The following is a 23,962-nucleotide window of genomic DNA, read 5'->3' as shown; positions in this document are numbered from 1 at the left end:
CTGCCGAGAGGGGCAAGATCATGAAAGCTGTCCGTGGGCTGCCCCACATCGCACGCCGTTCAATCACCTTTGACCGCGGCACCGAGTTCGTCAGTTGGCCACTTTTGCAGGCTGAGATCGGAACGCAAACCTGGTTTTGTGACCCCTCTTCGCCCTGGCAAAAAGGCACCGTCGAGAATACCAATCGCCGCGCACGAAGATGATTGCCCCGCAAGCGAGACATCACGGCAGTCACAGATCATGAATTGAAGATGATCGGTGACCGCCTCAACGCGACACCCAGAAAGTGCCTCGGATGGAAGACACCGGCTGAGGTTTTCCGCGAAAAGATGATGGAGGGAATGGGCCAAGCGCCCTACCCTCGAAGGCAATAGGAGCCGCAGTTCAGGTATCGCTCACACCCGTTCGCCCATAGGCCCTACAGCTTTCCCTCTTCGATCCACCGTTCGACCAATCCGCGGCTCACCTCGAAATGCATGCTGTCCTCGCGCGAGAAACCAGCCCCCCAATACCAACCCTCATTGCGGAAAAAGTCAGCGAGGATCGTGAGGCCAAGCTGCGTCTTGCCGTCGCCAAGCCGGTCGAGTTTACCATCAATGTTCAGATCAAGGGACAAGCCAAAGGCGTGGGTCGAGGTGCGCCCCGGTGCCCCTCGAATATGGCGCACGCACAAAGCCCCCGCAGTGTTGATCCGGGCATAAAGATCAGGATCGGTCGCCTTGATCTTGTCAAACACGCGACCCAGAGACTCGATAGCGGGGGTCAGCATGCGCACACGCACGGGGCCAACCTGTTCTGTCTTCAGCTTGCTGGCGAGGCGGGTGTTGGTCATGCCCTGACACTCGGAGGTCAGCACGTCGCGCGGTTTGCCAAACACGCTTTCGAGGTAAGAGGGCGATGCGATTTTGAGCCCTTTGTTCAGATCGCGCCGTCCCGCGATCAGGACAACTTGCGCGTAGGAATCGATGATGTCGTTGGTGCCATCGCTTTGAAACACCGGCTCGTTCCCCTCAACGGGTGCGGTATTGGTGGGCCCACGGCTGGAAAACTCGACACGCCCGATTTCTTTTTCGAGGTTCTGCACCGCTTCGGTCAGCGCCTCGATCTGCGAGCGCAGCACTTCAATTTCGATCCGGGCACCGCTGTCGATGGCAGAGGCCGCGAATTCAGTGTCACCATCGGACTCGTAGCGAATTTCCTGTTCGGGTCGGAACTGCAAATAGATCAGCACGCCCAACCCGACAAAGATCAGGGCCATGACGCCGAGAATTGCGGGAATTACACGATTGTCCATAATGTGCTGGCCTGAAAAATGGAGTTTGAGAAACAGTGAATGAGCGGTTTGACCAAGTCAACAAATCGCATCACGGCATGGCGCTGGCGTTATCATCTGTCTCAGATCACGTCGATCACGATGATCGAAATGTTATCGGCCCCGCCCCCGTCGAGAGCAATCTGCTGGAGGCGTTCGGTCACGGTTTCGATGGGCTCTTCGGACAGGACCCTCGCCAGAATGCCAAAGGTTGCGTATTTGGTCAGCCCGTCCGAGCACAGCAGGAACCGGTCACCAGGCAGAATTTCACCGCGGATCTTTTCCAGCTCCAATTCGTCACCGACACCCACGGCACGGGTGACGGCATTGGATTGCGGATGGTGTTCGGCTTCGTCCCACGTCATCTCGCCCGCCATGACAAAGGCGGCGACGACGGAATGGTCGGTTGTCAGCATATCCAGCACCCCGCCCTGCAGACGATACAGGCGGCTGTCTCCGGCCCAGAACGTCGCAAAGTGATCTTCGGCGATGGCAAAGGTCACGACGGTCGTGCCCATTGTCAGACCACCGCGCGCCTCGGATTCTTTCAGGATCAACTCGTGCGACCGCGCCAATGTCTCGCGCAGCGCATGCAGCAAACCGACAGGTGGCAATGTCGGATCGATCATCGCGACGCTGTCAACGACAGCTTGCGAGGAGAAATCGCCACCTTCGTGGCCCCCCATCCCATCGGCCACGACCCAGATCCGTTGATCGGGCAGCGCGAGGATGCTGTCTTCGTTTACCTTGCGTTTCAGCCCCACATGGGTGGAGGCAGAATATCGTATTTGGGTCATATATGCGCGGCCATATCTTGGGTGCCCCATGCGTGGGGAGACAGATCGAACAGGGCGCGCATATTGCGCCCCTCGGGCAGCCCGCGCGTGAGCATCAGGCGGTGGTCGTGGTCCATGGCAGTCGACCAGATGGCGGTCGCCCCCCCGGTCTGTTGGGAGAGCAATTGGCCCGCCCACATATGCTCAAGCGGCACCGGCCCGGCATAGGGCAGTGCGGGCGCATGCATTGGCAATGGGGGCATCGGGCCAAGCGGTTCCAGCGCTCCTGCCAGCACCTCGCGGGTGTTGCCATCATCGAGCATCGACAAAGCGATCTGTTCGAGATGTTCAAAAAGCGAGGCGTTGGCAAAATGGCTGAGCGCTGTGTCGGTGGCATCAGTCGGGGTTGCCAGCGTCAGTGGATATTGCCGCCCGACCCGATCAACCGAGGCCATGAACAACCCCATCATACCGGTGTCGCCAGCGACGCCCTTGGGCAGCGTGAACCGCCACATCGGCGCGGACATATAGGCGTCATCCCAAGCCTCGGCGAGGGCTGCGCGCACCTCGATCATGCCCTCTTGCATCCACGCGTCCCATGGCTGCACAAAGCCTGCACTTACGTTCAGCCGCACGAAATCCCCAAGCGCGGGAATCTTTCCGAATGCGCCAAACCGCCCATTTGTCGCAGCGGACATCAGAACGACTTGGGGCAGCTGAATTTGCTGAGCGCGGGCAAAGCAAAGGGGTTGAGCACCGAGCCCGACTGCAACTGGAAGATTGCGATGCGCCCGCCCACGTTGAAGATCACGCGGTTGCGGTCCGACACGTTGGTGCGGCGCACCTCGGCTGCACTCAGCAGGCGGAACCAGGCCCATGGCCCGTCGCGGGTGATCGCGTTGGAGGTGTTGTTGACCACGGGTTGAAGCACGATGCGCGCCGATCCGACCGTGCCGGGCCAGGTGATCGCGGCAGGTTTGGGCGCGACGGAGTGGGCGAATTTCACCTCCGTGCCGTCAATGTCCAACACGACTTCCTGCGCTTTTGGGTCCAGCGCTTCGGGTGTGATCTGGAACGACACGGCAGGGTTCGCACCACCGGCAAAGAACGCATCGCGGATCTCCGCGGCGTATTGCAACTGCTGCAGAACTGCCGGGCTGATCCCCAGATCGGTGTCATTGACCCGCTTCCACGCCCATGGCCTTGCCCGCGTGTCCACATAGTCGCGCAAGTTGTCGTTGAAGAACCCGTCGATCATCCCGTTGGGGCCAAACAGACGGGCAAAGTCACCCATGGCGACATCCGCCTTGGCGCCCCGCTCAAACGGATAGCGGTTGTCAAGCGCTTGGGTACAGAACGGCAGCACCTGTGACTGCCATTTGGCATTGATCGAGGCGCGCGTGCCATCCGCCGTGATCCCCGAGGAACCCGTGGAAATCTGGGTCGACCAGCGCTGAATCGGCCCGGGCAGACGGTTGGCAAGCTCCTGAAAGCGGACGATTGCAGTGGCGTCTCCTGCCCCTGCCCCGACACCTCCCGCAAAGCTGAGCTTGTTGAGCTCTTGGTAGACTTCCGTCAGGCGCGCGGTCAGCTCGGCCAGTTGCGACGGCTGGCCGTCGATTTCCGCGACCAGCTCATGCAGCCAAGCAAAGCGTTCCACGACAAATTCGCCGGGTGCCTTGGGCGGAGGCCCTTGGTCCGTCGGCAAGTTCGAGGTCAATGCATTCAGAAACAACTGACTGCGGCTCGATAGCGTGGATTGCAGCTCAAGCGCACCGATCTCCTGCGCCCCGTCGGCAAGGCCAGAGGCGTCGATTTCGCGCGTTTCGGTCAGTTTGGTTTCGTCGGACACAGCGGTGAGGATGTTGACCAAAGGCGAGGTTGGCCCGGACAGCACGTTGGTCACTTCGACAGCGTGGCTCAGGCTTTCCATCGGGATGATGTCGATATCGCCGAGGATCTGATCATAGCGCGAGATGTAGTCGGTGTAATACAGATCGAGCACATCACGGCTCATCGCGACAAGCACGGTCTCGGATTGTTCGGCCTCACCGCGCGCGCCCAACACCCAGCTTTCGCGCTGAATCCGTTGGGCCACGCCAAGCGCCTCTTCGAGGAACACGTTGTTGAACCCGTCATAGGTAAAGATGCCCTCAACCCCTTCGTTGAGCGGCTTGCCGGAGGACCGCACGATCACACGGCTGATGGCCGGACCGCCGATATCCGTGAGGCGCCACTGTGGCAGCTCCTTGGCGCGAGGCGAATTGATGATCCCGTTATAGATGCGTTGGGCGAGCGGCATTTCCGACAGCAGTCCCTGGATTTGCTCGACCAACGGGCCGTTCAATCCGATCTTGTCCAGCGGCGCATCCAGCAATGCGTTCAGGTGTTGCGTCAGGTCGGTGCGCAGCTCGTCCCGTCCGCTGCCCTGAAAGGCGACAGACCAGTCCAGCGCCATCCACTCCTTGATCAGATCCTGATTCATCGGGCCCTGTTGGCCGAGCATCAGATAGATCTTGAGGCTTTCATACAGGAAGTCTGGGTTGTTCATGTTGGCCTGCATCTGGTCCTCAAGACGCAGAAGAAGGCGCGGCAGCAGGTGTTCGTTCAGCGCAGCGCGGTAGGATTGGCCAGCCTGATTGCCAAGCACCTTGCCCTGATAAAGGCCCCACGTGACGGAACTGTCAGGGCTTGGGTCCCCGGCGGCCGGGTTTGCGGGCATGCCGCGCAGGATGTTGAGCGCAGGGACGACGCCGGGCAAATCGCTGTCTTCAATGGGGCTGCCAGGAATCTGCGCCGCGGCTGAGCGGTAGAGTTCGACGCTGTCCGCAGCTTGTTCTAGCAGTTCGGCGTTGCCCACATAGCTGCGTGCCCACAGGCCCGTCATGCCAATACCGCCCAGAAGGGCGGCGGTGATGGCGATGCGTTTGGTCCAGCGATAACGGCGTTCGACCTTGTCATCGGCACTGACAAGACCGGCTTCGGGGAACATGACACCCTCAAATAGCCGGGTCAGAAAGAACGAGCGCCCTGTGCCCCGCCCTGTGCCGATAGCCTGACGGCCAATGCCGAATGTGCGGGCCATACCCATCATCAAACGGTCAATGGGTGTGCCTTCTTGGGTGCCGGACGTGAAATAAACGCCGCGCAGAAGGTGGCGTTTTTCAAAACGGTTGTCTTGAAACACCTCGTCCAGAAACGTGCGGGCCGTGGCGCGGACAGACGCCACCTGCGACGGAAAGCTCGCGATGAGCGAGCGGCGCTGGTGATCGGTTTCCTGCTGCATCCGTTCCAGCGATTGGGCGTTCACCTGCCCCAAAAGCAGGCTGAATTCCTCATCAAAGGCCGCGATGGGCGACAGTTCGGCCTTGGTCTTTTTCTGCAAAGGCAGGGTGAAGCCCCAGACCTGTTCGCGGTCTTCCTTGCCCAGATGGTCAAAGAACTCGGTGAACCCGGCGATCAGGTCAGACTTGGTGAACAGCACATAGACTGGAAAACGCACGCCCAGCTTTTCGCGCAACTCGTGCAGACGACGGCGGATCGCGGCGGCGTGGCTCTTTTGGGTCGCCTCATCCTGCAAGGACAGATCCGACAGGGATACGGCCAGGATCGCGCCGTTGATCGGCTGGCGGGTACGGTGTTTCTTGAGCAGCTTGAGAAAGCCCTGCCAGCCCGCATTATCCTCGGATTCTTCGCTGTCCTGGGTGGTGTAACGGCCCGCGGTATCAATCAGAACGGCGTCATTGGTGAACCACCAGTCGCAGTTGCGCGTGCCCCCGACCCCGCCGATACTGGCCTTGCCCACGCTTTCGGCCAACGGAAAGTTCAGCCCGGAATTGACGATGGCTGTGGTCTTGCCAGCGCCGGGCGGGCCGATCATCACATACCATGGCAACTCGTAAAGCGACCGTTTGCCAAGCTTGGATTTGCGCAAGGTCCCAAGCGCTTCTTTCAGCTTGCCCTTGAGTTCCAGCAACTCGGCCTTAACCAACTCATCGTCTTCGCCCCCCGCATCCTCGTCGATGGACTCGACAATATCGTCCTCCATCTGCTTTTCGCGTTTGGCGCGGCGCATGATGATGATCAGGATCGTGGTCAGGGCCAGCAGCACGATCACCCCGATGGAGATCAGGCGGGCCAGCACACTGGCAAAGGGTGTGACGCTGCCGAATCCCAGAAACGGACCAAAGAACCAGATCAGCAGCGACAGTGCGATGGCCACCAGAATGGTGGTGGTGATCCCGGATCGGATGCGGCGCAAAAGGGTGAAAATCATGTTGCGTCTTCCCTGACCAATACGATCTCGATGCGCCGGTTCTTGGCGCGTCCGTCGCGGGTGCCATTATCGGCGATGGGTTCCTTGTCCGCGCGCCCTTCGGCCTCCAGCCGGTCAGAGCTTTCGACCTTGCCAGCCAGGGTGTTCATGACCGCCTCGGCGCGGGCAAGCGACAGATGTTCGTTCGATGGAAAGCGGGACGAGCGGATCGGCACGTTGTCGGAGTGGCCAACGACAATGATCGGGCCCGCGGTCTCGTCCAACGCTTGGGCGACCTTGCGCAACGGCTCTTCGAACGCGGGCTGAAGGCGGTCAGAGCCTGAGCCGAACATGCCTGACCCCGCCAGCCGCACAGTGATGGTCTGCTGGTCTTGGAATACCTCGACAATGCCGTCGGTGATTTCCTGTTCCAGAAAGCCCTGCACGCGTTTCAACTGCACATCCGGGGGGGGTGGTGGCGGTGGCGGTGGCGGGGCACGACGCATCAACTCAGCCACCTGCCCACTGTCGAGCACGGACAATTGCCCGATCACCTGATTGGTCGACCGGTTCAGCACCCAGTTAAATGTCAGGAACACTGCTGTCATGATCACCGCCACGCTGGCGGTCGTGATCCAGAGCGGGCGCCAGATCGACAGCACTTTGTGGGGTTGCTCGACACCCTTCCAATGGGGCGACATGTCCTTTTCCACCGGACCGCGTTGGGCCCGAATGATACGGGACAGCCCGGCACGGATCTGCAGGTGCTTGTCCGACCCGTTCTGTTCCACGCGCAAGCGCCCCTCGAACCCGAGCGACAGGCACATATAGAGGAACTCGAGAAGGTCGATATTGCTGCTCGGTTCTTTCTCAAGCCGCGCAAGCAGATCGAAAAAGCGATCCCCGCCCACGGTTTCCTTATGGAAGGTGCCGACCATAGATTGCTGCGCCCAGATCGACTGCCCCCCCCACGGCGTATTCAGCACCACATCGTCCAAAGTTGCGCAAATGGCATAGCGCGCGATCTTCACGTCCTGCGCATCCACGCCGGCCTGCAGCGCGCGGTTCTCGAATTCGCGCACCTCGGCCACGACCGAGCGGCGCAGCTTTTCGGGATCCATATGCTGGGCACGGTTGCGGATGCGCGATACCAGCGAGAACAACGTGGCGGCGGCCGCGTTGATCTTGTTCATACCTGTCATGCCCTGTTCGACACTGGGCTCGCTGGATGTATCGCGGGTCGCGGAAGAGGCCGACGGGATTCCCATGGCCTGCGGGTTCGGTGTGACCTGCGGTGTGGGCTCGGGTTGCTGCGCAAAGGGGGATGGGCTTGACGGCGCAGGGCGTCGCCCACCGGGATTGGGGCGGATAATCGTTCGATCCGCATCATCCGGTTCGGCGAATGGATCCTTGTCAGACATGCGTTCTGTCCCCCAATCTTAGCCCCAAACGGCTATCAGCCTTGCCGAATGGCCCAAAGTTCCATTTTCAATCCTGGAAACTCTCCGGACACGTGCACGGCCACGCCCCCGGATGTCGACATCTTACCCCAATGGGTGCTGTCGCCGTCCAGTTCAAAGTACACCACTCCTGCGTGATATGGGATCTGACGCGGTGCCACAGGCAGGGGGCGCAGCGGGATGCCAGGCAGGGCCGAATTCACAAGCTGGCGAATTTCCTCGACCGGGCCGATCTTGGCCTGGTTCTGGAAATGGCGGCGGATGTTTTCGGCCGGGATGTCAGCCTGCACCGCCAGCACGAAGCCTGCCGTCGACAACAGCTTGCGGTCGGCGATGACACCCACGCTGATCCCGTATTTGCGCGGATCAAGCGGGATCGACACCGCCGTCTGCTCCAGCACCGATGACAGGTACTGGCGCAGCACCTTGATGACGGGATTAAAGGTCTGGGTCAGCTTGTCATGGGCATAGGGCGGAAATTCGGGCGCGGATTTGTCATTGGCCATAAAGGTCGACAACTCACCCGCCAGCATAAGGCAGACCCGGTACATATCCTGCGGATGCACGTTTTCGATCTGGGCCAGATGCTGCACCAGCGGATGCATCTTGTTCACGCACATCAGCAGCAGGAAGTCCGAAATCTCGGCGACGCCCTTGGTGCCGCCCCCTTCGGACAAACGCCCGGCCAGTGCCGTCTTGCGATGCCCAAGCAGCCCGTCGAGTTCGCGCACGAAATCCTTGAGCGGCCCGGCGGCGTTGCAATCCAGACAGGACGCGATGAAGGATTTGTCGAGCACGACTTCCTTGTCGGGCTTCACCTCTATGATCTTGGCGACGGGAATACACAGCCGATCCGCGAGGTCATCGACCTCGAGCGCGAATTGCAGGCGCAACTTACCCACGCCCATCGTCACGGCCTTTTTCCCGGTCGAGGTGACGTCGGTCACTTCGATCTCACCGGGGCGCAGCCGCGCGGCGGAGAGTTCGGCACCGGTCATGTCCACCTCGAGCGCGCCTTGGCGGCGCTGCGGGACGGTCAGGTAGACCACGCAATCCTTGATCCCCTCGGGCACGTCCAGCGCGGGCGGATGATCCTCGGAGGCGGGCACGCGGAACACGGTCCCGTCATGGGTCAGGCCGGCGCAGGACTTGATCGCGAACTGGCCGAACTTCAGCACTTCCTCGTCAATCTCAAGTGTGTTCACACCCCAGGCATAAGGTGCGATGCGACGGGCCAGACCCGCGACAAGGCTTTCGGTATAGCGGTCGGCCTGTTGAAAATGGTGGGGCTGAAGGAATAGGCCCTCATTCCACAAAACCTTGCTGTCCCAGGACATTATGTGCCCTCCCGGCGGTCACGCGTCATCATTTTAGCTTATCCAATTGGTCCTGATAGGCGCGGGCGAACTCCTTGGCGAACAGCTCTTGAAAATCGTTTTCGGCCTGGTCTGCGATTTCGGTGTACATGCTTTCGTAAATTTCCCAATAGCGCGCCTTGCGGCTCTTGAGCATGCCGCTCAGGCTGCTGTCCTTGCTGATCTTGCCCTCGAGCACAGCCGGATCGAGTTTTTTCAGGATACCCTTCAGCGCGGCTTCCATGCCTGTGATCATCGCAACCTCATGAGCCTTGATGTCCTTGAGGGCCTCGGTCGTCGCGTCCGCTGCATCCAGATAGCCTTGGGCTTTGGGACGCACCATCGCCTCGATCGCCTGTTCGGGGCTGATCGAGAATTTCAGAGGGTTGTTGCCGCCAACCTGAATCATGGTTTGCTCGATGCGGAACTCGGACTTGATCGAACTGCGCGTCATCAGGATTTCGCGCATCCCTTCGATCATCACGCGCAGCACCTTGCCCATGCGCACCATCGTGGCGGGCAGGTCGGCATCCGGCACATCAACACCTTCAGCCCCGAGCGAGGCGAGAAATCCACGCGCCGGGCCACTGCCACCGCCACCGACGGCCGCGGGTGCCGGCTGCGGCGAAACAGCATGAGCCGCAGGCACCGGACCGGGTGCGGCCACGGGCTGCAAAGGCTGGGTTGTCGGTTCATCCGGGATGCGTGCGGGTGGCGGTGTCGGGGCCGCAAAGGGATCGCTCTGGCCCAGAGGGGCCCCGCGCGCGGGCGGATTTGGCGACAGAAAATCATCATCCCAATCATCCGGGATGGCGGCACCGCCCGATGATGGGGCGGCAACGTTGAAATGATCCTGTGCTGCCGCGTTGTGCATACCGACACTGGCCCCCTGCCCGTCAAACGGATCGGAGGCGGGGGGCAAAATGCCATCGTCATCGCCAAGCGGCGGCAACAACCCGTCATCGCCGGGCTCTTCACGGTTGACGCTGCCGGGGCCCTTTGGCGCGGCTTCACGCCCGCCCAGCAAATCGTCCAGAAAATCTCCGCCATCGCCGGGGGCGTCCAGCAAATCGGACTTGCTTGGCGCGTTTGAGGCCAGCCCGTGAGAAATGGGGCTATCGGCCACGGGCGCGGCAATTATGTCTTCGGCCGTGTCCGACGAAATGGTGACCAGAATTTCGTAAGGCCCGACCGACAGGATGTCGCCGTCATTAAGCGGGGTGGGCGTGCTGCCAAGGGCCAGCTTGCCGTAGTTCAGAAATGTGCCGTTGGTCGAAAAATCGACCACGATCACGTTGCCGTTGTGATCCTCGATGGCGCAGTGCCGCTTGGACAACTCGCGGTTGGGATCGGGCAACACCAGATCATTTTCGTTGCCGCGCCCGATGGTCAGGCTGGCCCCGTGCATCGACACAGGGTCGCCGTTGCCCGGAATACTACCTGTAGACTGGAACCTTAGTGTAATTGCCATATCGCCTCAGCCGCCCGTCAATACCGTCGGCGCGCCCGCAACGATCGCGCCACCCAAAGAGCACATGTCACCGATCCGGGCGGCAGGCAACTTCTGGATCAAAACCGTCGTAGATCCTTTGGCAATCGGGTGAGGTGGAAAGTTGGCAGCCGGAGGCGCGACGAGGCCAAGGCACAAGTCCGTTACCCGGGCGGCAGGCATCTTGCACACCAGCACAGTCACGCAGCAGGGCGGCATGATCGGCAGGGGCGATCCAAAGGTGCAGGGACCTGTATGCATGTCTGCAACACGTGCTTGGGGTGGGCCCGGCATCAGGCGGTTCCTTCTTGCGAGGTCGGTTCGGCCAACTCTACCTTGCCATTGCCACCGCGTGCAATGTCGAGTGCCCGATCAATGATCAGATTAAACCGGGTTTCGGGATCGGGACCCAGTTTGAGGGTCTTGAGGTTGATCCCAAAGGCGCAGGCCGCTACCACCCCGATCGGGGCGGGGTGTTCTTTCATCTCGCCGGGGCCAAGATTTCCGGGGGCATAAAAGGCCGCCGTCGCACAGGGCGCGGTCTTGTCACCGGAGGACTCAGTTTCAAGCACCGTCTGAAGGCGCAGGCGGATATCGTCAGTGGGCTCGAAAACCCAGGCCTCGGCGGTGGTCAGGCACAGGCTTTGGCCCTCGGGACCGATCAGGTCACGCCCCGCCAGGCACGCCCACCACACACATTCGCGCGGCGGCAAGGACACGGACAGCACCCGGATCAGATCCACATGCGCGCCGACCTCTTCCAACTCGGCCAGCACGACGGGCACGGTAGCACTGGCCGGTGCCTTGAGCGCGGTCTTGAGCTTGGCATTCGCCGCCGCGAGCAGCCGCGCGGCAGGCTGTTCGGGGATCTTTTTGAGATTTGCAAATCGGTCTGACATAAGCCTGCTCAGTTAATCATGGTCACGCCACCGTCGAGGGTCAGCATGCCATCCCCCGTCACGGTGGTCATGGGTGAGCCGACATCGACCGTGGCCTGCCCTTCGACGGTGACCATGATGCCCGAGATCGTGATCCCGCTGTTGTCGATGGTGATCGAATTGGCCCCCACCGTCAGCGAAATCTCCATCCCTGCGGTCACGACAACTTTGCCTGCGGTGGTGTCCAGACTGTAGTCGCCCATCGACACGGTCACATCCTCACTGCCCATCGACACCTCACGGGTGACATCCCCGGCGCTGATGGTCTGGGTATAGTTCCCCTCCTCAATGGTCGTCTCGGTATCGCCCTTGATGGTCTCGGTCGAGGTGCCTTCGATCGTTTCCGTGTGATTGGTCTTGATGAAGATCTCCTGATTGCCGGTCTCGACCTTGAAGATGTGGTCGCCCGTCTCGATCGTTTCGGTCTTGGTGTGATAGATCGTTTGCGTCAGATCGCCGGGGTCCTGCTTTGTCTGACCGATCTTGATCTCGGCATTGTTCTCGATGGTCTGGAAATAGTCCTTTTCGGAATGCATCCGGATGAACTCGGCGTCTTTCTTGTCCTCGAACACCAGCTCGTTGTAATTGTCCGCGCCCCCGTCCTTGCTCGAGCGTGTCTTGATCCCGGTCTGGGTCATGTTGGCGGGCAGCCCATAGGGCGGCATCGTATCGGCATTATAGAGCATGCCCGTACAGATCGGGCGATCCGGGTCGCCTTCCTCGAACTGAATGGCGACTTCCTGACCGATGCGGGGGATCGAAATCATACCCCAATCCTTGCCCGTCCAGGGCATGACGCAGCGCACCCAACAGGTGGTCTTCTCGTCCTTCTTGCCGACGCGGTCCCAATAGAACTGCACTTTGATGCGGCCGTATTTGTCGGTGTAGATTTCGTCGCCCGAGGGGCCGGTCACGAGGGCGGTCTGCATACCAAGCAGGCGCGGCCACTCGGTCGTCTGCGGGGCGCGGAACGGTTCGGCTTTGGGGATCACATCAAAGACAACGCGATAGGTGTCCTTGTTGTCCTCATCCACCGGAATGGTGCTGTCAAAAAGCGGTTTCTTGGTCTCCGCATCCTCGTAATCCGTCTCGATCTGGAGGTGGTGGACGGCCCGGGTTACCAGAAACTCGGCGTTGTTTTCCTTGCGCGGATGCCCTTTCATCTTGAAGGTCTGTCCCGCACCCAAGGTGCGGATATTGCCCGCCCCGCGCGATAGCTTGTGTTTGACGGCCTCGGCCTCCATGCGGATCTTGGTAAAGCTGTCGCCCATACCTTCGATCCGGCTGTGGCCTGGATAGCGGTAATGTTCGTATTTCTTGTGGCCGTGTTTGCCTTTTTCGATGGCCGACACGGTCTTTTTGTCCGCGCCGGGCTTCTCGAAATCATAGTCGTTGAGGGTGATCTTGCCGGTGGTGACGCCGCTGGCCTCGCTCCAGTCGAAGATGTGGTCGTTGCGACGGCGGTACTGGGCTTCCTTGAAGTGGAACTCGAACTCGGGGCCACCGGGGGTCGGCTTGTGAGCGCTGATGCTGTCGGCCAGCACCATCTTCAGTTTCTTGCCGTCCTGAACAAAGAAGTAATAGATCCCCTCCTCTTCCATGAGGCGCGAGATAAAATCGAAATCACTCTCGTTGTACTGAACGCAATAGACCCGGCTCTTGAAGGTGCTGGTCGTCTTTTTCTGAACGTCGGACCAGAAGCCGTAATCCTTGTCCTCCAGCACCTCCTGGATGATTTCCATCACGGTCTTGTCCTGAAAGATGCGGTTTTCCTGCGTCCGGGTCAGGAACCACAGCCACGGGCGCAATTCGGCGACAAAATGGTTCAGACCCTGTGACAGGCCTACATATTCAACGGATGTGCAGGTGCCGCTGAAATACCGGTCCGTGTCATCAGCATCCTTCAAGCCAAGGCAAATGTCCGACCCCAGAATATCCTGCAAATCCAGCTTGTCGTCGGATGAGGTGAATTCAACGGTCGTCTCGGTCAGGGTGCTCAGCCCCTCGATGACGCGTGCGTTCTTGAGGTTGACGGTCTTGGCGGAATATTCGCCCTCCATCCAAACCTGTCGGTTTTCAAGTTTAACATCTTTTTCGGCCATCTCAGCACTCCTTGCCTCGGAATCCGCGGCTATGCGTCCGTTTCAATAAGGCAGTCATCGGACCGGAGGCGCGCAATGATTTCCGGGTGAATGGCCCAGTATTGCGCGATGGAAAATCCTTCTCCGATCACCAGCTTTGCATCAATCAAAGTTTCAAAATGTACACAGAGGACGGGTTTGGGATATTCCCCGTCCACCAAAAGCAATTGGTTCAAATAGTCGTCACCCTTGTACAGGTAATAGCTGCTCTTCTGGATCCCCAGAATAATGATATCCGGTTCGTCATCCCGTTCGGGTTCGGGTTCCGGGATGTTGCCCATCGAATTCATCTACAATCCCTCCAACAAGGCGGCCAGTTCGGGATCCATGTCCTCTGCGTCCGCGCTGTCATCGTCATCATCAAAACCAGCCAAAAGATCATCAAGCGAGGTGTCCGCATCATCGCCTGCATCTGCATCTGACCCACCGTCAAGATCGCCCAACAGATCGTCAAGCGATGTGTCATTGCCATCCTCACCGTCGTCGCTCGGAATGTCCACCTCAAGGCTCAGCGTGCCTGCACCCGGGGCGGGTCGTGGGGCGGGCACTTCGGCTTCCCATGGGCCGGCGATCATGTCCCCCGCAAGCGAGCGGAAAGAGCCAAGGCGGATCTCATTGCGCCCCTTGACCCAGACCACCGGCATATATCCCCGGCCAAGGGTTGTCTGCGCCGCATCACTGGTCAGGTTACGTTCCGTGCAGGGTAGCGCCACCTGATCACCGTGCCGGTCGTTCACATAGTGGAATGGCAGATCGCCCAACGACATCAGCGTGCCAAGGTCCATGGCCTTGCCGTCTTTCTTGTAGGTGCCCGCCAGCAGGATCGCGACCATCACAACTGGATTGGCCCACAGCATGCCCCTTAGCCCCTCCTGGGGTGTGAACTCCTCGAACTCGAACGCATAGATCGGATCGGATTTTGCACCATATGGCTGGCGCAGCAGGAACCGGGGCGAGGACAGGGCCAGATAGGCGGCCTCTGGCAATCCGCGAAGGGTGTCCCACGCCTTGGCAACCAGCGGGTGGCGATCTTCCTTGGCGACATCCAGATAGCCCGGTGTGATCGCCGAGAAAAACGGTGCATCCACATGGGCACCCACCTGCCCGATCCGGGCCAGCAACTCGGCATGGGGCGGGGATTCCTCGAACGTGTACATGCCGAACAGCGCGGAAAAGCCGCCTGCCCCCTCTTCGGGGTCCAGCACATCCGTCACCAGTTTGAACAAACCGGTTTGGGCAAGGTCCTCATGGGCGGCCAGATCGGCGGCCAACTCTTCGGCGGACACATCGTAGAGCATGATTTCGAGCGTGCTATCCGTCTCGATCCGCCGCGCCAGCATATCAAGCGAGCGCCACTGCGCTTCGATCGCCTGAAAGTCGGGGTGGTGCAACACAAGACGCATGGCCGAACTCAGCGCTTCGTCCACCGCCTTGGTCATCTCCGCCGCGCCCGCATCAGGGGCCTTCACGATATGAGGCCCAATGATCTGCGCGATCAGGTCGTCGGCGGCATCCGGTTGGGTCAACGCACCGCCACTGTCGCCGATCAGTGCCTGAAAGTCGCTGAGTTTGAGGTTTGTGGGCACCGAGGTGCTAGCCGACCGTTTCGGCAGCTTGATCGGGGTCGCATAGGTCTCGGACCATGACTTTAGCTGACCCACGGCCTTGTCCGCCATCGACCCCATGCCCAACTGCTGGCGCAGACCAGAAATCTCGTCAAAGACCGAGATATTGTCGTAAAGCTCATCCGGGTGCAGGTCATCCAGCTCTTTCAGCTTCACATGCACACCGCCGCCATCTTTGCCAATTTTGAGGGTGAGCGTGGTGCCGAACCCCGCAATCACATCGTCAATCGTGTCCACATCCAGCGGGATGGGCGTGCGACTGGCGAGCGCATCGCCGGTTTCCATCAGCCCTCTCGCGGCGCGTCCGGTAAAGTCACCGAACACGGCCATGCGGAATTTCGACCGGTTCAGGCCGTCACGCTCTGGGCGCGGCGCCGAAATCAGACCGAATGGCGACTGCACTGCGGGCGGAGGCGGGACGGAGATGTCATCCTCGGCCCCTGCGTCATCCACGCTGGTCAGAGCCTCCGCTGGCCCCTCTTCCTGTGGGTTCGGATTGTCGAGCCCTGCCAGAATGTCATCCAGATCATCGGTCTCGGCCTGCGCCGGCGTGTCATCGTCAAGCCCGCTCAGGATATCGTCCAGATCATCGCCTGCAGAGTCTCCTGCGTTGTCCAAATCACCGAGCAGCGCGTCCAGATCGGTGTCATCCGTTTCAGCATCACCGTTGCCAAGCAGCGCATCAAGGTCGTCGTCGTCAGACGCCGCTTCGGTATCATCACCAAGATCGCCCAACAGATCGTCGAGGTCGGTATCCGCCGTGTCCCCGCTGTCGATGTCGCCAAGAACATCATCCGGATCGTCGGCCGCCTCATCCGCCGGGGCAGCGTCCAACTCGCTGAGTATATCGTCGGTATTCGTTTCGTTGGCCGGGGTGTCTGGTGTGTCCAAACCGCCGAGGATGTCGTCCAGATCATCGGCGGGTAGGTCCTCCTCCACCGCGTCCAGCCCGCTCAGGATGTCGTCCAGCCCGTCTTCGGTCGGAGCATCCTCGACTGCGTCCAGCCCACCCAAGATATCATCCAGATCATCGGTCGGAGTATCTTCCTCCACCGCGTCCAGCCCGGACAGGATATCATCCACCCCATCCTCGGCCGGGGCGTCTTCTGCCGCTTCAAGCCCACCTAAAATATCGTCCAGATCATCGCCTTCATCCGCCTCTTCGGGTGCGGCGGCGATGTCGCCCAAGATGTCATCCAGCGTGTCGACGTCCTCGAGTGGCGCGTCGGGCGTTTCCAACCCCGCAAGGACATCGTCGGTTTGGGTGTCGGGTGGGTCATCCACAGCCGGAGTTTCCAGACCGGCCAGCACATCATCCAAAACGTCGGCCTCTGGAACCTCTTCGGGTGCGGCATCAAGACTGGCCAGAATATCGTCGGCCCCGTTATCTTCGACAGCCTCTACGACAGGAGTGATATCGCCCAAGATATCCTGCACATCCGTTTCGGGTGCTTCCTCCGGGGTCTCCAGCCCGGATAGGATATCATCCAACCCATCATCTGTGTCCTCGACCTCTGGCGCAGCAGCGATGCCACCCAGAATATCATCGAGGGGGTCTTCTGGTTCAGCCGTGGGCGTGGGCGTGGGCGTCTCGAGGGTCGCCAGAATATTGTCAGTGTCGTCCTCGGGCGCATCCTCGGCCAGCGGTGCAGCGGCGATGTCACCAAGAATATCAGCGACGTCATCGGCCCCCGCGTCATCTTCATCAGGCGTCTCTAGCCCCGCGAGAATGTCTGCCGTGTCATCTGGGGCGTCTGCCGTTTCGATCCGATCCAGCCCGGCCAACACATTTGTGGTGATGTCTTCGGGCGGTGCCTCTTCGACGGCGGTGTCGGCAAGACCGGCCAGCACGTCCGACGTATCATCATCGCCCGTGTCCGCAGGTTTTGTGGGTGCCTCCAACCCCGCAAGAACGTCGTCGGTGGTGTCCGCCTCTGGCGCGTCGTCCACACGCGCGATCCCGGCCAGAATATCACCGGATGCGTCTTCGTGTTCCGACACTTCGACAACATCCGTCCGGGCGATGCCGGACAACACGTCCTCCGCACTATCACTCTCAGGCGCGGTTTCAACGGGGGTCGCGCGTAAGGCGTCGAGGGCAGAGTCATGGGCATCCTCGACCACCGTTTCCGGGGCAGGTTGCAGGGTGCTCAGCGCGTCCGCAACAGAGGTGTCAGGCGCCTCATCCATCGGGGCCTGCGCGGCCAATGCGGCAAGGGTATCATCCGTGCCGGTGTCAGCGGCACTATCTGCGGGCAACGCGCCACGCAGAGTATCAAGGGCTGCGTCCACATCCGCAGATGGGCCGTCGGAGCCACCCAGGGCGGCCAGCAACGCAGGTTCGGACAGCAGCTTTTCGATCAGGGTTTCGGCGCCCGCCTTGCCATCCATATAGGTCATCAGGTCCGACAATTGCTGGCGCGCCTCAAGTAATGGACGCAAGGCATCGACATTTTCGGCAATGGCCTGCGGGGAAAAATCAGCCATCTTGGTAAAGGTCAGGTCGACCGACAGATTGCCGTCGCCCGTTAGCGTGTTGGGCACGGAAAACTGCGCCTTGGGGGCGATGGCCCCCATACGCTCGTCAAAGTTGTCGATGTCGATCTCAAGGAACTTGCGGTCCGCGATGGGTGGGGTCTCGGCCTTGCCCGACAGATCGGAGAACACCCCCATGACAAAGGGCAACTGCACCTTTTTCTGGGCCCCATACAGCTCGACATCGTATTCGATCTGAACACGGGGCGCGCGGTTGCGGGCGATAAACTTTTGGCTACCGCTCATCACTTGCCCTCCCGCGCGGCGCTGAGTTCAGCGCGCAACGCCACCAGTTCGGCCTTGAGTTCGAGGACGTGGGCATCGACCTGATCGGTCTCTTCGCGTACCAGCTCGCGCAGCTTCTCGAACTCGGCTTCGGTCTCGTCCTCCACGGCGGACTGCATGGTGTTCACAAGCAGACCGATGAACAGGTTCAGCACCGAAAAGGCTGTGATCACGATGAACGGGACAAAGAAGGCCCAGGCCGACGGATAGACCTCCATCACCGGGCGCACGATGCCCATCGACCACGATTCCAGCGTCATGATCTGGAACAAGGAATAGAGCGAGCGGCCAAGGCTGCCGAACCATTCGTCAAAGGCGGCACCGTACATGATCGTGGCCATGACCCCGAACACATAAAACACGATCGAAATCATCACGATGACCGCGCCCATTCCTGGCAACGCATCCAGCAATGCCTGCACAACAGCACGCATTTGCGGAATGACGGACAAAAGCCGCAGGGCCCGGATGACACGCAGACCCCGCAAGGCCGACAGGCCCGCCGTCTGGGGCAACAGCCCCACGCCGACAACGAACAGATCGAAGATGTTCCACGAATTGCGGAAAAAGTTCAGCCCATAGGCATAGAGCTTGAGCAACAGTTCGACCACAAAGATGGCCAGCACGATCTTGTCCACAACATAAAGTAATTCACCTGTATGGGCCTGCACCCATTTCGAGGTGCCCACCCCAAGTGTGATCGCGTTGAAGATGATCAGCGCAAGGATCGCATTGTGCACGCGGGGCTGTTCCAGAAACAGACGCAACCGGGCCCGATGGTCCGTCGGCGCACTGGGTGTGTTCATATCGCTGCTTGTCTGGGTCATCACATCTCCGGTCGTAAACTGTGGGGCTTACTTCAGGTCGTTTTCGATCTTCTTGAACTTGGCTTGCAGGGACTTCATTGCGGCAACAGCCTTGTTGGCGGTGGCCTGCAATCCGCTGAGCGCAGACAGGTTCTTTTCATGTGCCTTGGCGGCGGCAAGGTCCAAATCCCCTTTCTTCAACGCGGCGGCAAAAGGGGTCAGCGCATCTTCAAGCTTTGACATGTCCGCATCCAGCTTCTCCAACTCGGGCTGGACATCTTTCTTGAGGATGCTGATACCGAAATCGGCAAGCTGGCCGTTCTCGTGGTTCTTCAGCTTCTTGCCGGTATCGAGCAGATATTTGGCAACCGACTGAGCGGTCTTGCCAGTGTCGTTCAGCTTGGACACCGCCGCCTCGACGTCCTTGGAGGCTTTGGAAATTGCCGCTTGCTTCTTCTTGTCATCATTGCCAGCAAGTGGGGTATAAAGGCTCTTGGCAGCTTTGGTGCCAGTGTCGATGATGCCGGAAAACAGGGACGAGACGTCGAGCGTATTGATCTGCGCCATCGCCTTTTTGCCCGCAGCAAGCCCGGCTTTGGCCTCACCCTTGCCTGACTCGAGTTCTTCAAGCGCATCCGAACACTTGCTGTCGATGTCGGCCTGCGCCTTCTTGATCGCCTTCTGAAGCAGGCCGACGACCTTGATTTCCTCCATGGGGGACTTGGCCTTGTCCGATACCTTCTTGGCGTCGCTTGCGCGGTTGGCGAGCAAGGCAAGCTCATAACGCACCAGCGCGGCCATCGCTTTGGACAGCTTTTTGTCGGTCCACTTCTTGGGGTTCAGGTCGACCTTGTCGTCATAGGTCAGCGGCTTGGCAAACAGCTTGGCCACACGCGGCATCGTCTTGATCCACTTGACGACCTCGGGCTTCATTTCCTGTGTGGGCAGCACCGACAGCTTGGCGGCCATGGTCTTGGTTCCGGGAGCGGCAGGCATAACGAAGTTCCTTTCAATAGCGGCAGTCAAAGGCGGACCGCAAACGTGTTCGCCGGGTCATTTGGGTGTCGCAGGGCCGCGCGTGTCGTCACAGGTCATTAACACGCAGCAGCCCCGCGATATTCGATCAGGCCAACTCCTTCACATCGTCGGCAAGGCCCGAAACGGCATCCAGACAATCCACGATCTTTTGCAGCTTGCTTTCCTTTGCCTTCTTCGGCTCGGGCATGGCGTTGATGGCCTTTTTCAGCGCAGTTCGGGCGGCTTGCAGATTGGCGAGCACTGCATCCGGGTCCCCACCTACTGCCGCGTCGAGTTCCGCCATATATTTCTGGGCCTCATCCGCCTTGGCGGTGGATTTGGAGATGGCCTTGGTCGCGGCGGGGGAATCTTTGCTTGCGGCGGCGATCTGGGCCTTGTACTTGTTGATCGCAATCTCGGTCGTGGCCTTCTTGACGCGCATCGCACCGATAGCATCCTTGACGCCGCGCATGTCCGCTATGGCCTCGCCGATGGCGTCATCCGCCGATGCCAGCGACGCGTTGGCCTTTTCAACCTTCAACTTGGCCGTCTTGAAGTGTTCCTTGTAGATGCCGACCGCATCGTTGGCGGCGGACATGCTTTTGTGAACGATGGTCGCCGCTGCGACCACAAAGGCCGCTGTGATACCCGCAGGGGGCAAGGCGAGGGTGGCGGCCACGATGACGGCTGCGGTCAACAGCCATTTGCCGATCTTGATGGCCGTGGACAGCTTGCTTTTCTTCAGCTCCTTGGGGGCCTCCGCCAGTGCCTTCATCGTCGTCTTGCGGGCAGGCAAGGCCAGATCGGAAATCAGTTTGGTATAAGCGGCCTGCGCCTCTTTTCTGATCTTCTCCAGACGGCTGGTCTGATCCTTGTTCTGTGACTCGACGAACTTCTGTTTCTCGCTGTCGGACTTGGATTTCTTGAGTGCTTCCTTGCGAAACTTCTCTTCGGATTTGCCCAGCTTTTCCTCCAGCGCATCCATCTTGCTTTGCAGATCACTTTTCCAAGCACTGATTTTGGCTTTGTAGGCCCGCTCGAGGTTGATCCCCAGTTTGACCAGAAAGTCCGAGGCTACAGCCTGATCGACCTTGGCAAGGCCCGGATCCTTCCACGTTGCTGAAATCGAGCCTTCGAAGTTGATCCGACCTGACTTGCTTTTCATGCGGATGAGTTCGCTGGCGGCGAACCCGCTTTTGGGTTGAATGACGAATTGCATCGGTGCCGGTCCTTACTCGAAGCTGTAGGTGAATTCGTGGTCTTTGACGTCGATGGCCACCTTGTCGATGGTGCCCCCTTCCATCATGCGGCGCAGGAATTCAGCGGAAATATCGGGCAACATGGTGTTGGTCACGATCGCATCGATCATGCGGCCACCGCTTTCCAGTTCCTGACAGCGATCCACGATCTCGGCCACCACCGCATCGGAATACTCAAACGGCACCCCGTGGGCTGCCTCGACCCGCTTTTTGATGCGGTTGAGTTGCAGCACCGTGATCTTGCCGATCATGTCAGGGCTGAGCGGATAGTAGGGGATCGCGACCAACCGCCCAAGCAGCGCGGGCGGGAACACCTTGAGCAGCGGCTCGCGCAGGGCCTTGGCCATCCCTTCGGGTTCGGGTAGCAATTCGGGATCGCTGCACAGGTCCATGATCAGGTCCGTACCCGCATTCGAGGTCAGCAGGATCAGCGTGTTCTTGAAGTCGATCACGCGGCCCTCGCCGTCTTCCATCACGCCCTTGTCGAACACCTGGAAAAAGATCTCGTGGACATCCGGGTGCGCTTTTTCCACTTCGTCGAGCAAGACGACGGAATAGGGTTTGCGCCGCACCGCCTCGGTCAGCACGCCGCCTTCGCCATAGCCCACATAGCCCGGAGGGGCCCCTTTCAGCGAGGACACGGTGTGCGCCTCTTGGTACTCGGACATGTTGATGGTGATGACGTTCTGCTCACCCCCATACAGAACCTCGGCGAGCGCCAGCGCGGTCTCGGTTTTACCCACACCGGACGTCCCCGCCAGCATGAACACCCCGATTGGTTTGGATGGGTTGTCGAGGCCCGCGCGGGATGTCTGGATGCGCTTGGCAATCATCTTCATCGCGTGGTCCTGACCGATCACACGCTTGGCCAGATGCTCTTCGAGGTTCAGAACCGTCTCGATCTCGTCCTTGACCATGCGGCCCACGGGGATGCCGGTCCAGTCGCCGACAACGCTTGCGACCGCCTGATGATCCACGATGGGCATGATCAGAGGGCTGTCGCCCTGTTGCGTGACCAGTTCGGCGTTTTTGGCCTTCAACTCGGCCATGATCGCGGCGCGCTCTTCCTCGCTGATTGGGGTGACCGCCTCGCTCTCGGCAGCGGCCTCATCGGCGGCGGTCCCTTCGGGCGTGTGCGTGGTCTCGACCTGCTGGCCGCTTTCCCGCAGCTTGGCGCGCAACTCGATGATTTCGGAGACGAGGATTTTTTCCTTTTCCCAGTTCTCCTTGAGGCCGGTCAGACGCTCGGCCTCGGCATCCTTCTGGGCCTGCACCTCGGCGCGGCGTTCGGCCACGTCATAGCCTGCGGTCTCATCCCGCCCGATGATCTCCAACTCGGTGGTCAGCGATTCAATCCGGCGCTGGCTGTCATCGACCTGTGCGGGCACGGCGTGCTGGCTGACAGCGACGCGGGCACAGGCGGTATCGAGCAGGCTGACCGACTTGTCGGGCAATTGGCGCGCCGGGATATAGCGGGCGGACAGAGTGACCGACGCCTCGATCCCTTCGTCCAGCACCTGCACCTTGTGGTGCTTTTCCAGCATCGCCGCGATGCCGCGCATCATCAGCACGGCCTTGGGGATGTCGGGTTCTTCCACATGCACGACCTGAAAGCGGCGGGTCAGGGCAGGGTCTTTTTCGATGTATTTCTTGTACTCGGCCCACGTGGTCGCACCGATGGTGCGCAACGTGCCGCGCGCCAGCGCGGGTTTCAGCAGGTTGGCGGCGTCGCCCGTTCCGGCGGCCCCCCCTGCCCCGACCAGCGTGTGCGTTTCGTCCACGAACATCACGATGGGGGTGGTCGATCCCTGCACCTCGTCAATGACCTGACGCAGACGGTTTTCAAACTCGCCCTTCATGGACGCGCCGGCTTGCAACAGGCCCACATCCAGCACCAGCAGGCGCACATCACGCAAGGCAGGCGGCACGTCACCGCGGGCGATGCGCAGTGCGAACCCTTCGACCACAGCCGTTTTACCGACACCGGCCTCACCGGTCAGGATCGGGTTGTTCTGACGCCGGCGCATCAGGACGTCGACGATCTGGCGGATTTCCTCGTCCCGGCCCACGATGGGGTCAATCTCGCCATTGCGGGCCTGTTCGGTGAGGTCGGTACAGAACTGCTCCAACGCTTCCTGCTTGCCCATCTGCGACGGGGCCATGGCACCGCTTGCTTCGCCCGGCTCTGCACCACCACCGGTGACCGACCCGTCTTGCGGGCGCATTGCATCTTCGGGCGAGCCGTCGGTGATGTTGTGGAAATCATCAGCAAGGGCATCTGCCTTGATGCCCGCCAGCGTCGGCGAAATGCTCATCAGGATGTTCTTGAGGTTGGGCGTCTCGAGCATGCCCAAAATCAAATGCCCCGTGCGCACCTGGTTCGAGGAATACAGCAGCGAACCCCAGACCCAGGCCCGCTCCATCACGTCCTCGAGATGGGCGGACAGGTCACTGACGGACGAAGCTCCGCGTGGCAGGTTGTCCAGCGCCTTTGTCATCTCGGTCGCGATCGCGCCTGCATCGAGATCGAAATGCTGGATGATGCGATGAATGTCGCTGTCCTGATTGTTGAGGATCTGGTGCAGCCAGTGCACCACCTCGACATAGGGGTTGCCGCGCATCTTGCAGAATACGGTGGCGCCCTCGATGGCTTTGAAGCCAAGGCTGTTGAGCTTGCCAAACAGGGCAACGCGGCTGATTTCCGTCATG

General features: G+C 60.3%; 16 protein-coding genes and 1 pseudogene. 1 reads left to right on the top strand and 16 read right to left on the bottom strand.

Annotation, left to right across the window (positions count from 1 at the left end):
- A pseudogene (locus tag Q0908_RS17385) lies at positions 1-374 on the top strand (IS30 family transposase); the annotation flags it as partial.
- A gap of 44 nt (positions 375-418) precedes the next feature.
- On the opposite strand, the gene Q0908_RS17380 reads toward Q0908_RS17385, so the two are convergent.
- From Q0908_RS17380 to tssH, 16 genes are all read right to left on the bottom strand, one after another.
- Positions 419-1,294, bottom strand: coding sequence for a M15 family metallopeptidase (locus tag Q0908_RS17380; RefSeq protein ID WP_299287504.1), 876 nt, complete (start codon positions 1,292-1,294; stop codon positions 419-421).
- A 101-nt stretch (positions 1,295-1,395) separates the two neighbouring features.
- Positions 1,396-2,109, bottom strand: a complete 714-nt coding sequence (locus Q0908_RS17375) for a protein phosphatase 2C domain-containing protein (protein WP_299287502.1) — start codon at positions 2,107-2,109, stop codon at positions 1,396-1,398.
- Complete coding sequence (gene tagF, locus Q0908_RS17370) at positions 2,106-2,786, bottom strand: type VI secretion system-associated protein TagF (RefSeq protein WP_299287500.1); 681 nt, start codon at positions 2,784-2,786, stop codon at positions 2,106-2,108. Before tagF ends, Q0908_RS17375 begins: the two co-directional genes overlap by 4 nt.
- Positions 2,786-6,364, bottom strand: coding sequence for a type VI secretion system membrane subunit TssM (gene tssM / locus Q0908_RS17365; RefSeq protein ID WP_299287498.1), 3,579 nt, complete (start codon positions 6,362-6,364; stop codon positions 2,786-2,788). The genes tagF and tssM overlap by 1 nt, the downstream gene beginning before the upstream one ends.
- On the bottom strand, positions 6,361-7,764 hold the full coding sequence (gene icmH / locus Q0908_RS17360; protein WP_299287496.1) for a type IVB secretion system protein IcmH/DotU: 1,404 nt from the start codon (positions 7,762-7,764) through the stop codon (positions 6,361-6,363). The genes tssM and icmH overlap by 4 nt, the downstream gene beginning before the upstream one ends.
- A 35-nt stretch (positions 7,765-7,799) precedes the next feature.
- Positions 7,800-9,140 (bottom strand): type VI secretion system baseplate subunit TssK, encoded by a 1,341-nt coding sequence (gene tssK / locus Q0908_RS17355; RefSeq protein WP_299287494.1) that lies wholly within the window; start codon positions 9,138-9,140, stop codon positions 7,800-7,802.
- Between the two features lie 28 nt (positions 9,141-9,168).
- The gene (tagH, locus tag Q0908_RS17350) at positions 9,169-10,629 is read right to left on the bottom strand and encodes a type VI secretion system-associated FHA domain protein TagH (RefSeq protein WP_299287492.1); all 1,461 of its coding nucleotides are present in this window, start codon (positions 10,627-10,629) and stop codon (positions 9,169-9,171) included.
- A gap of 6 nt (positions 10,630-10,635) precedes the next feature.
- A complete protein-coding gene (locus Q0908_RS17345; RefSeq protein ID WP_299287490.1) occupies positions 10,636-10,941 on the bottom strand; it encodes a PAAR domain-containing protein in 306 nt (101 codons plus the stop codon).
- On the bottom strand, positions 10,941-11,546 hold the full coding sequence (locus Q0908_RS17340; RefSeq protein WP_299287487.1) for a hypothetical protein: 606 nt from the start codon (positions 11,544-11,546) through the stop codon (positions 10,941-10,943). Before Q0908_RS17340 ends, Q0908_RS17345 begins: the two co-directional genes overlap by 1 nt.
- An 8-nt stretch (positions 11,547-11,554) precedes the next feature.
- Positions 11,555-13,687 carry a type VI secretion system tip protein TssI/VgrG gene (tssI, locus tag Q0908_RS17335; RefSeq protein WP_299287485.1) on the bottom strand — a complete coding sequence of 711 codons (2,133 nt, stop codon included), beginning with the start codon at positions 13,685-13,687 and terminating at the stop codon, positions 11,555-11,557.
- A gap of 29 nt (positions 13,688-13,716) precedes the next feature.
- Positions 13,717-14,016, bottom strand: coding sequence for a hypothetical protein (locus Q0908_RS17330; RefSeq protein WP_299287482.1), 300 nt, complete (start codon positions 14,014-14,016; stop codon positions 13,717-13,719).
- On the bottom strand, positions 14,017-18,132 hold the full coding sequence (tssB, locus tag Q0908_RS20450; protein ID WP_366869418.1) for a type VI secretion system contractile sheath small subunit: 4,116 nt from the start codon (positions 18,130-18,132) through the stop codon (positions 14,017-14,019). It abuts the gene before it with no gap.
- A complete protein-coding gene (locus Q0908_RS17315; protein WP_299287479.1) occupies positions 18,132-18,998 on the bottom strand; it encodes an ion transporter in 867 nt (288 codons plus the stop codon). Before Q0908_RS17315 ends, tssB begins: the two co-directional genes overlap by 1 nt.
- A gap of 27 nt (positions 18,999-19,025) precedes the next feature.
- Positions 19,026-19,973, bottom strand: a complete 948-nt coding sequence (locus tag Q0908_RS17310; RefSeq protein WP_299287476.1) for a hypothetical protein — start codon at positions 19,971-19,973, stop codon at positions 19,026-19,028.
- Between the two features lie 127 nt (positions 19,974-20,100).
- On the bottom strand, positions 20,101-21,213 hold the full coding sequence (locus tag Q0908_RS17305; RefSeq protein WP_299287474.1) for a hypothetical protein: 1,113 nt from the start codon (positions 21,211-21,213) through the stop codon (positions 20,101-20,103).
- A gap of 12 nt (positions 21,214-21,225) precedes the next feature.
- Positions 21,226-23,961, bottom strand: a complete 2,736-nt coding sequence (tssH, locus tag Q0908_RS17300) for a type VI secretion system ATPase TssH (RefSeq protein ID WP_299287471.1) — start codon at positions 23,959-23,961, stop codon at positions 21,226-21,228.
- Between the last annotated feature and the right edge of the window lies 1 nt (position 23,962).

This window comes from uncultured Tateyamaria sp. (assembly GCF_947494755.1).
GTDB lineage: Bacteria > Pseudomonadota > Alphaproteobacteria > Rhodobacterales > Rhodobacteraceae > Tateyamaria.
Note: the sequence above shows the minus strand (reverse complement) of the source record. Positions and strands in the feature narration are given on the sequence as shown.

Excerpts from the sequence above, each read along its gene's own strand:
- Q0908_RS17305 (WP_299287474.1), bottom strand. The coding sequence starts at position 21,213 with ATGCAATTCGTCATTCAACCCAAAAGCGGGTTCGCCGCCAGCGAACTC.
- Q0908_RS17330 (WP_299287482.1), bottom strand. The coding sequence starts at position 14,016 with ATGAATTCGATGGGCAACATCCCGGAACCCGAACCCGAACGGGATGAC.
- tssK (WP_299287494.1), bottom strand. The coding sequence starts at position 9,140 with ATGTCCTGGGACAGCAAGGTTTTGTGGAATGAGGGCCTATTCCTTCAG.
- tagH (WP_299287492.1), bottom strand. The coding sequence starts at position 10,629 with ATGGCAATTACACTAAGGTTCCAGTCTACAGGTAGTATTCCGGGCAAC.
- icmH (WP_299287496.1), bottom strand. The coding sequence starts at position 7,764 with ATGTCTGACAAGGATCCATTCGCCGAACCGGATGATGCGGATCGAACG.
- tssB (WP_366869418.1), bottom strand. The coding sequence starts at position 18,132 with ATGAGCGGTAGCCAAAAGTTTATCGCCCGCAACCGCGCGCCCCGTGTT.
- Q0908_RS17380 (WP_299287504.1), bottom strand. The coding sequence starts at position 1,294 with ATGGACAATCGTGTAATTCCCGCAATTCTCGGCGTCATGGCCCTGATC.
- tssH (WP_299287471.1), bottom strand. The coding sequence starts at position 23,961 with ATGACGGAAATCAGCCGCGTTGCCCTGTTTGGCAAGCTCAACAGCCTT.
- Q0908_RS17375 (WP_299287502.1), bottom strand. The coding sequence starts at position 2,109 with ATGACCCAAATACGATATTCTGCCTCCACCCATGTGGGGCTGAAACGC.
- tssM (WP_299287498.1), bottom strand. The coding sequence starts at position 6,364 with ATGATTTTCACCCTTTTGCGCCGCATCCGATCCGGGATCACCACCACC.
- Q0908_RS17315 (WP_299287479.1), bottom strand. The coding sequence starts at position 18,998 with ATGACCCAGACAAGCAGCGATATGAACACACCCAGTGCGCCGACGGAC.
- Q0908_RS17345 (WP_299287490.1), bottom strand. The coding sequence starts at position 10,941 with ATGCCGGGCCCACCCCAAGCACGTGTTGCAGACATGCATACAGGTCCC.
- Q0908_RS17310 (WP_299287476.1), bottom strand. The coding sequence starts at position 19,973 with ATGCCTGCCGCTCCCGGAACCAAGACCATGGCCGCCAAGCTGTCGGTG.
- tssI (WP_299287485.1), bottom strand. The coding sequence starts at position 13,687 with ATGGCCGAAAAAGATGTTAAACTTGAAAACCGACAGGTTTGGATGGAG.
- Q0908_RS17340 (WP_299287487.1), bottom strand. The coding sequence starts at position 11,546 with ATGTCAGACCGATTTGCAAATCTCAAAAAGATCCCCGAACAGCCTGCC.
- tagF (WP_299287500.1), bottom strand. The coding sequence starts at position 2,786 with ATGTCCGCTGCGACAAATGGGCGGTTTGGCGCATTCGGAAAGATTCCC.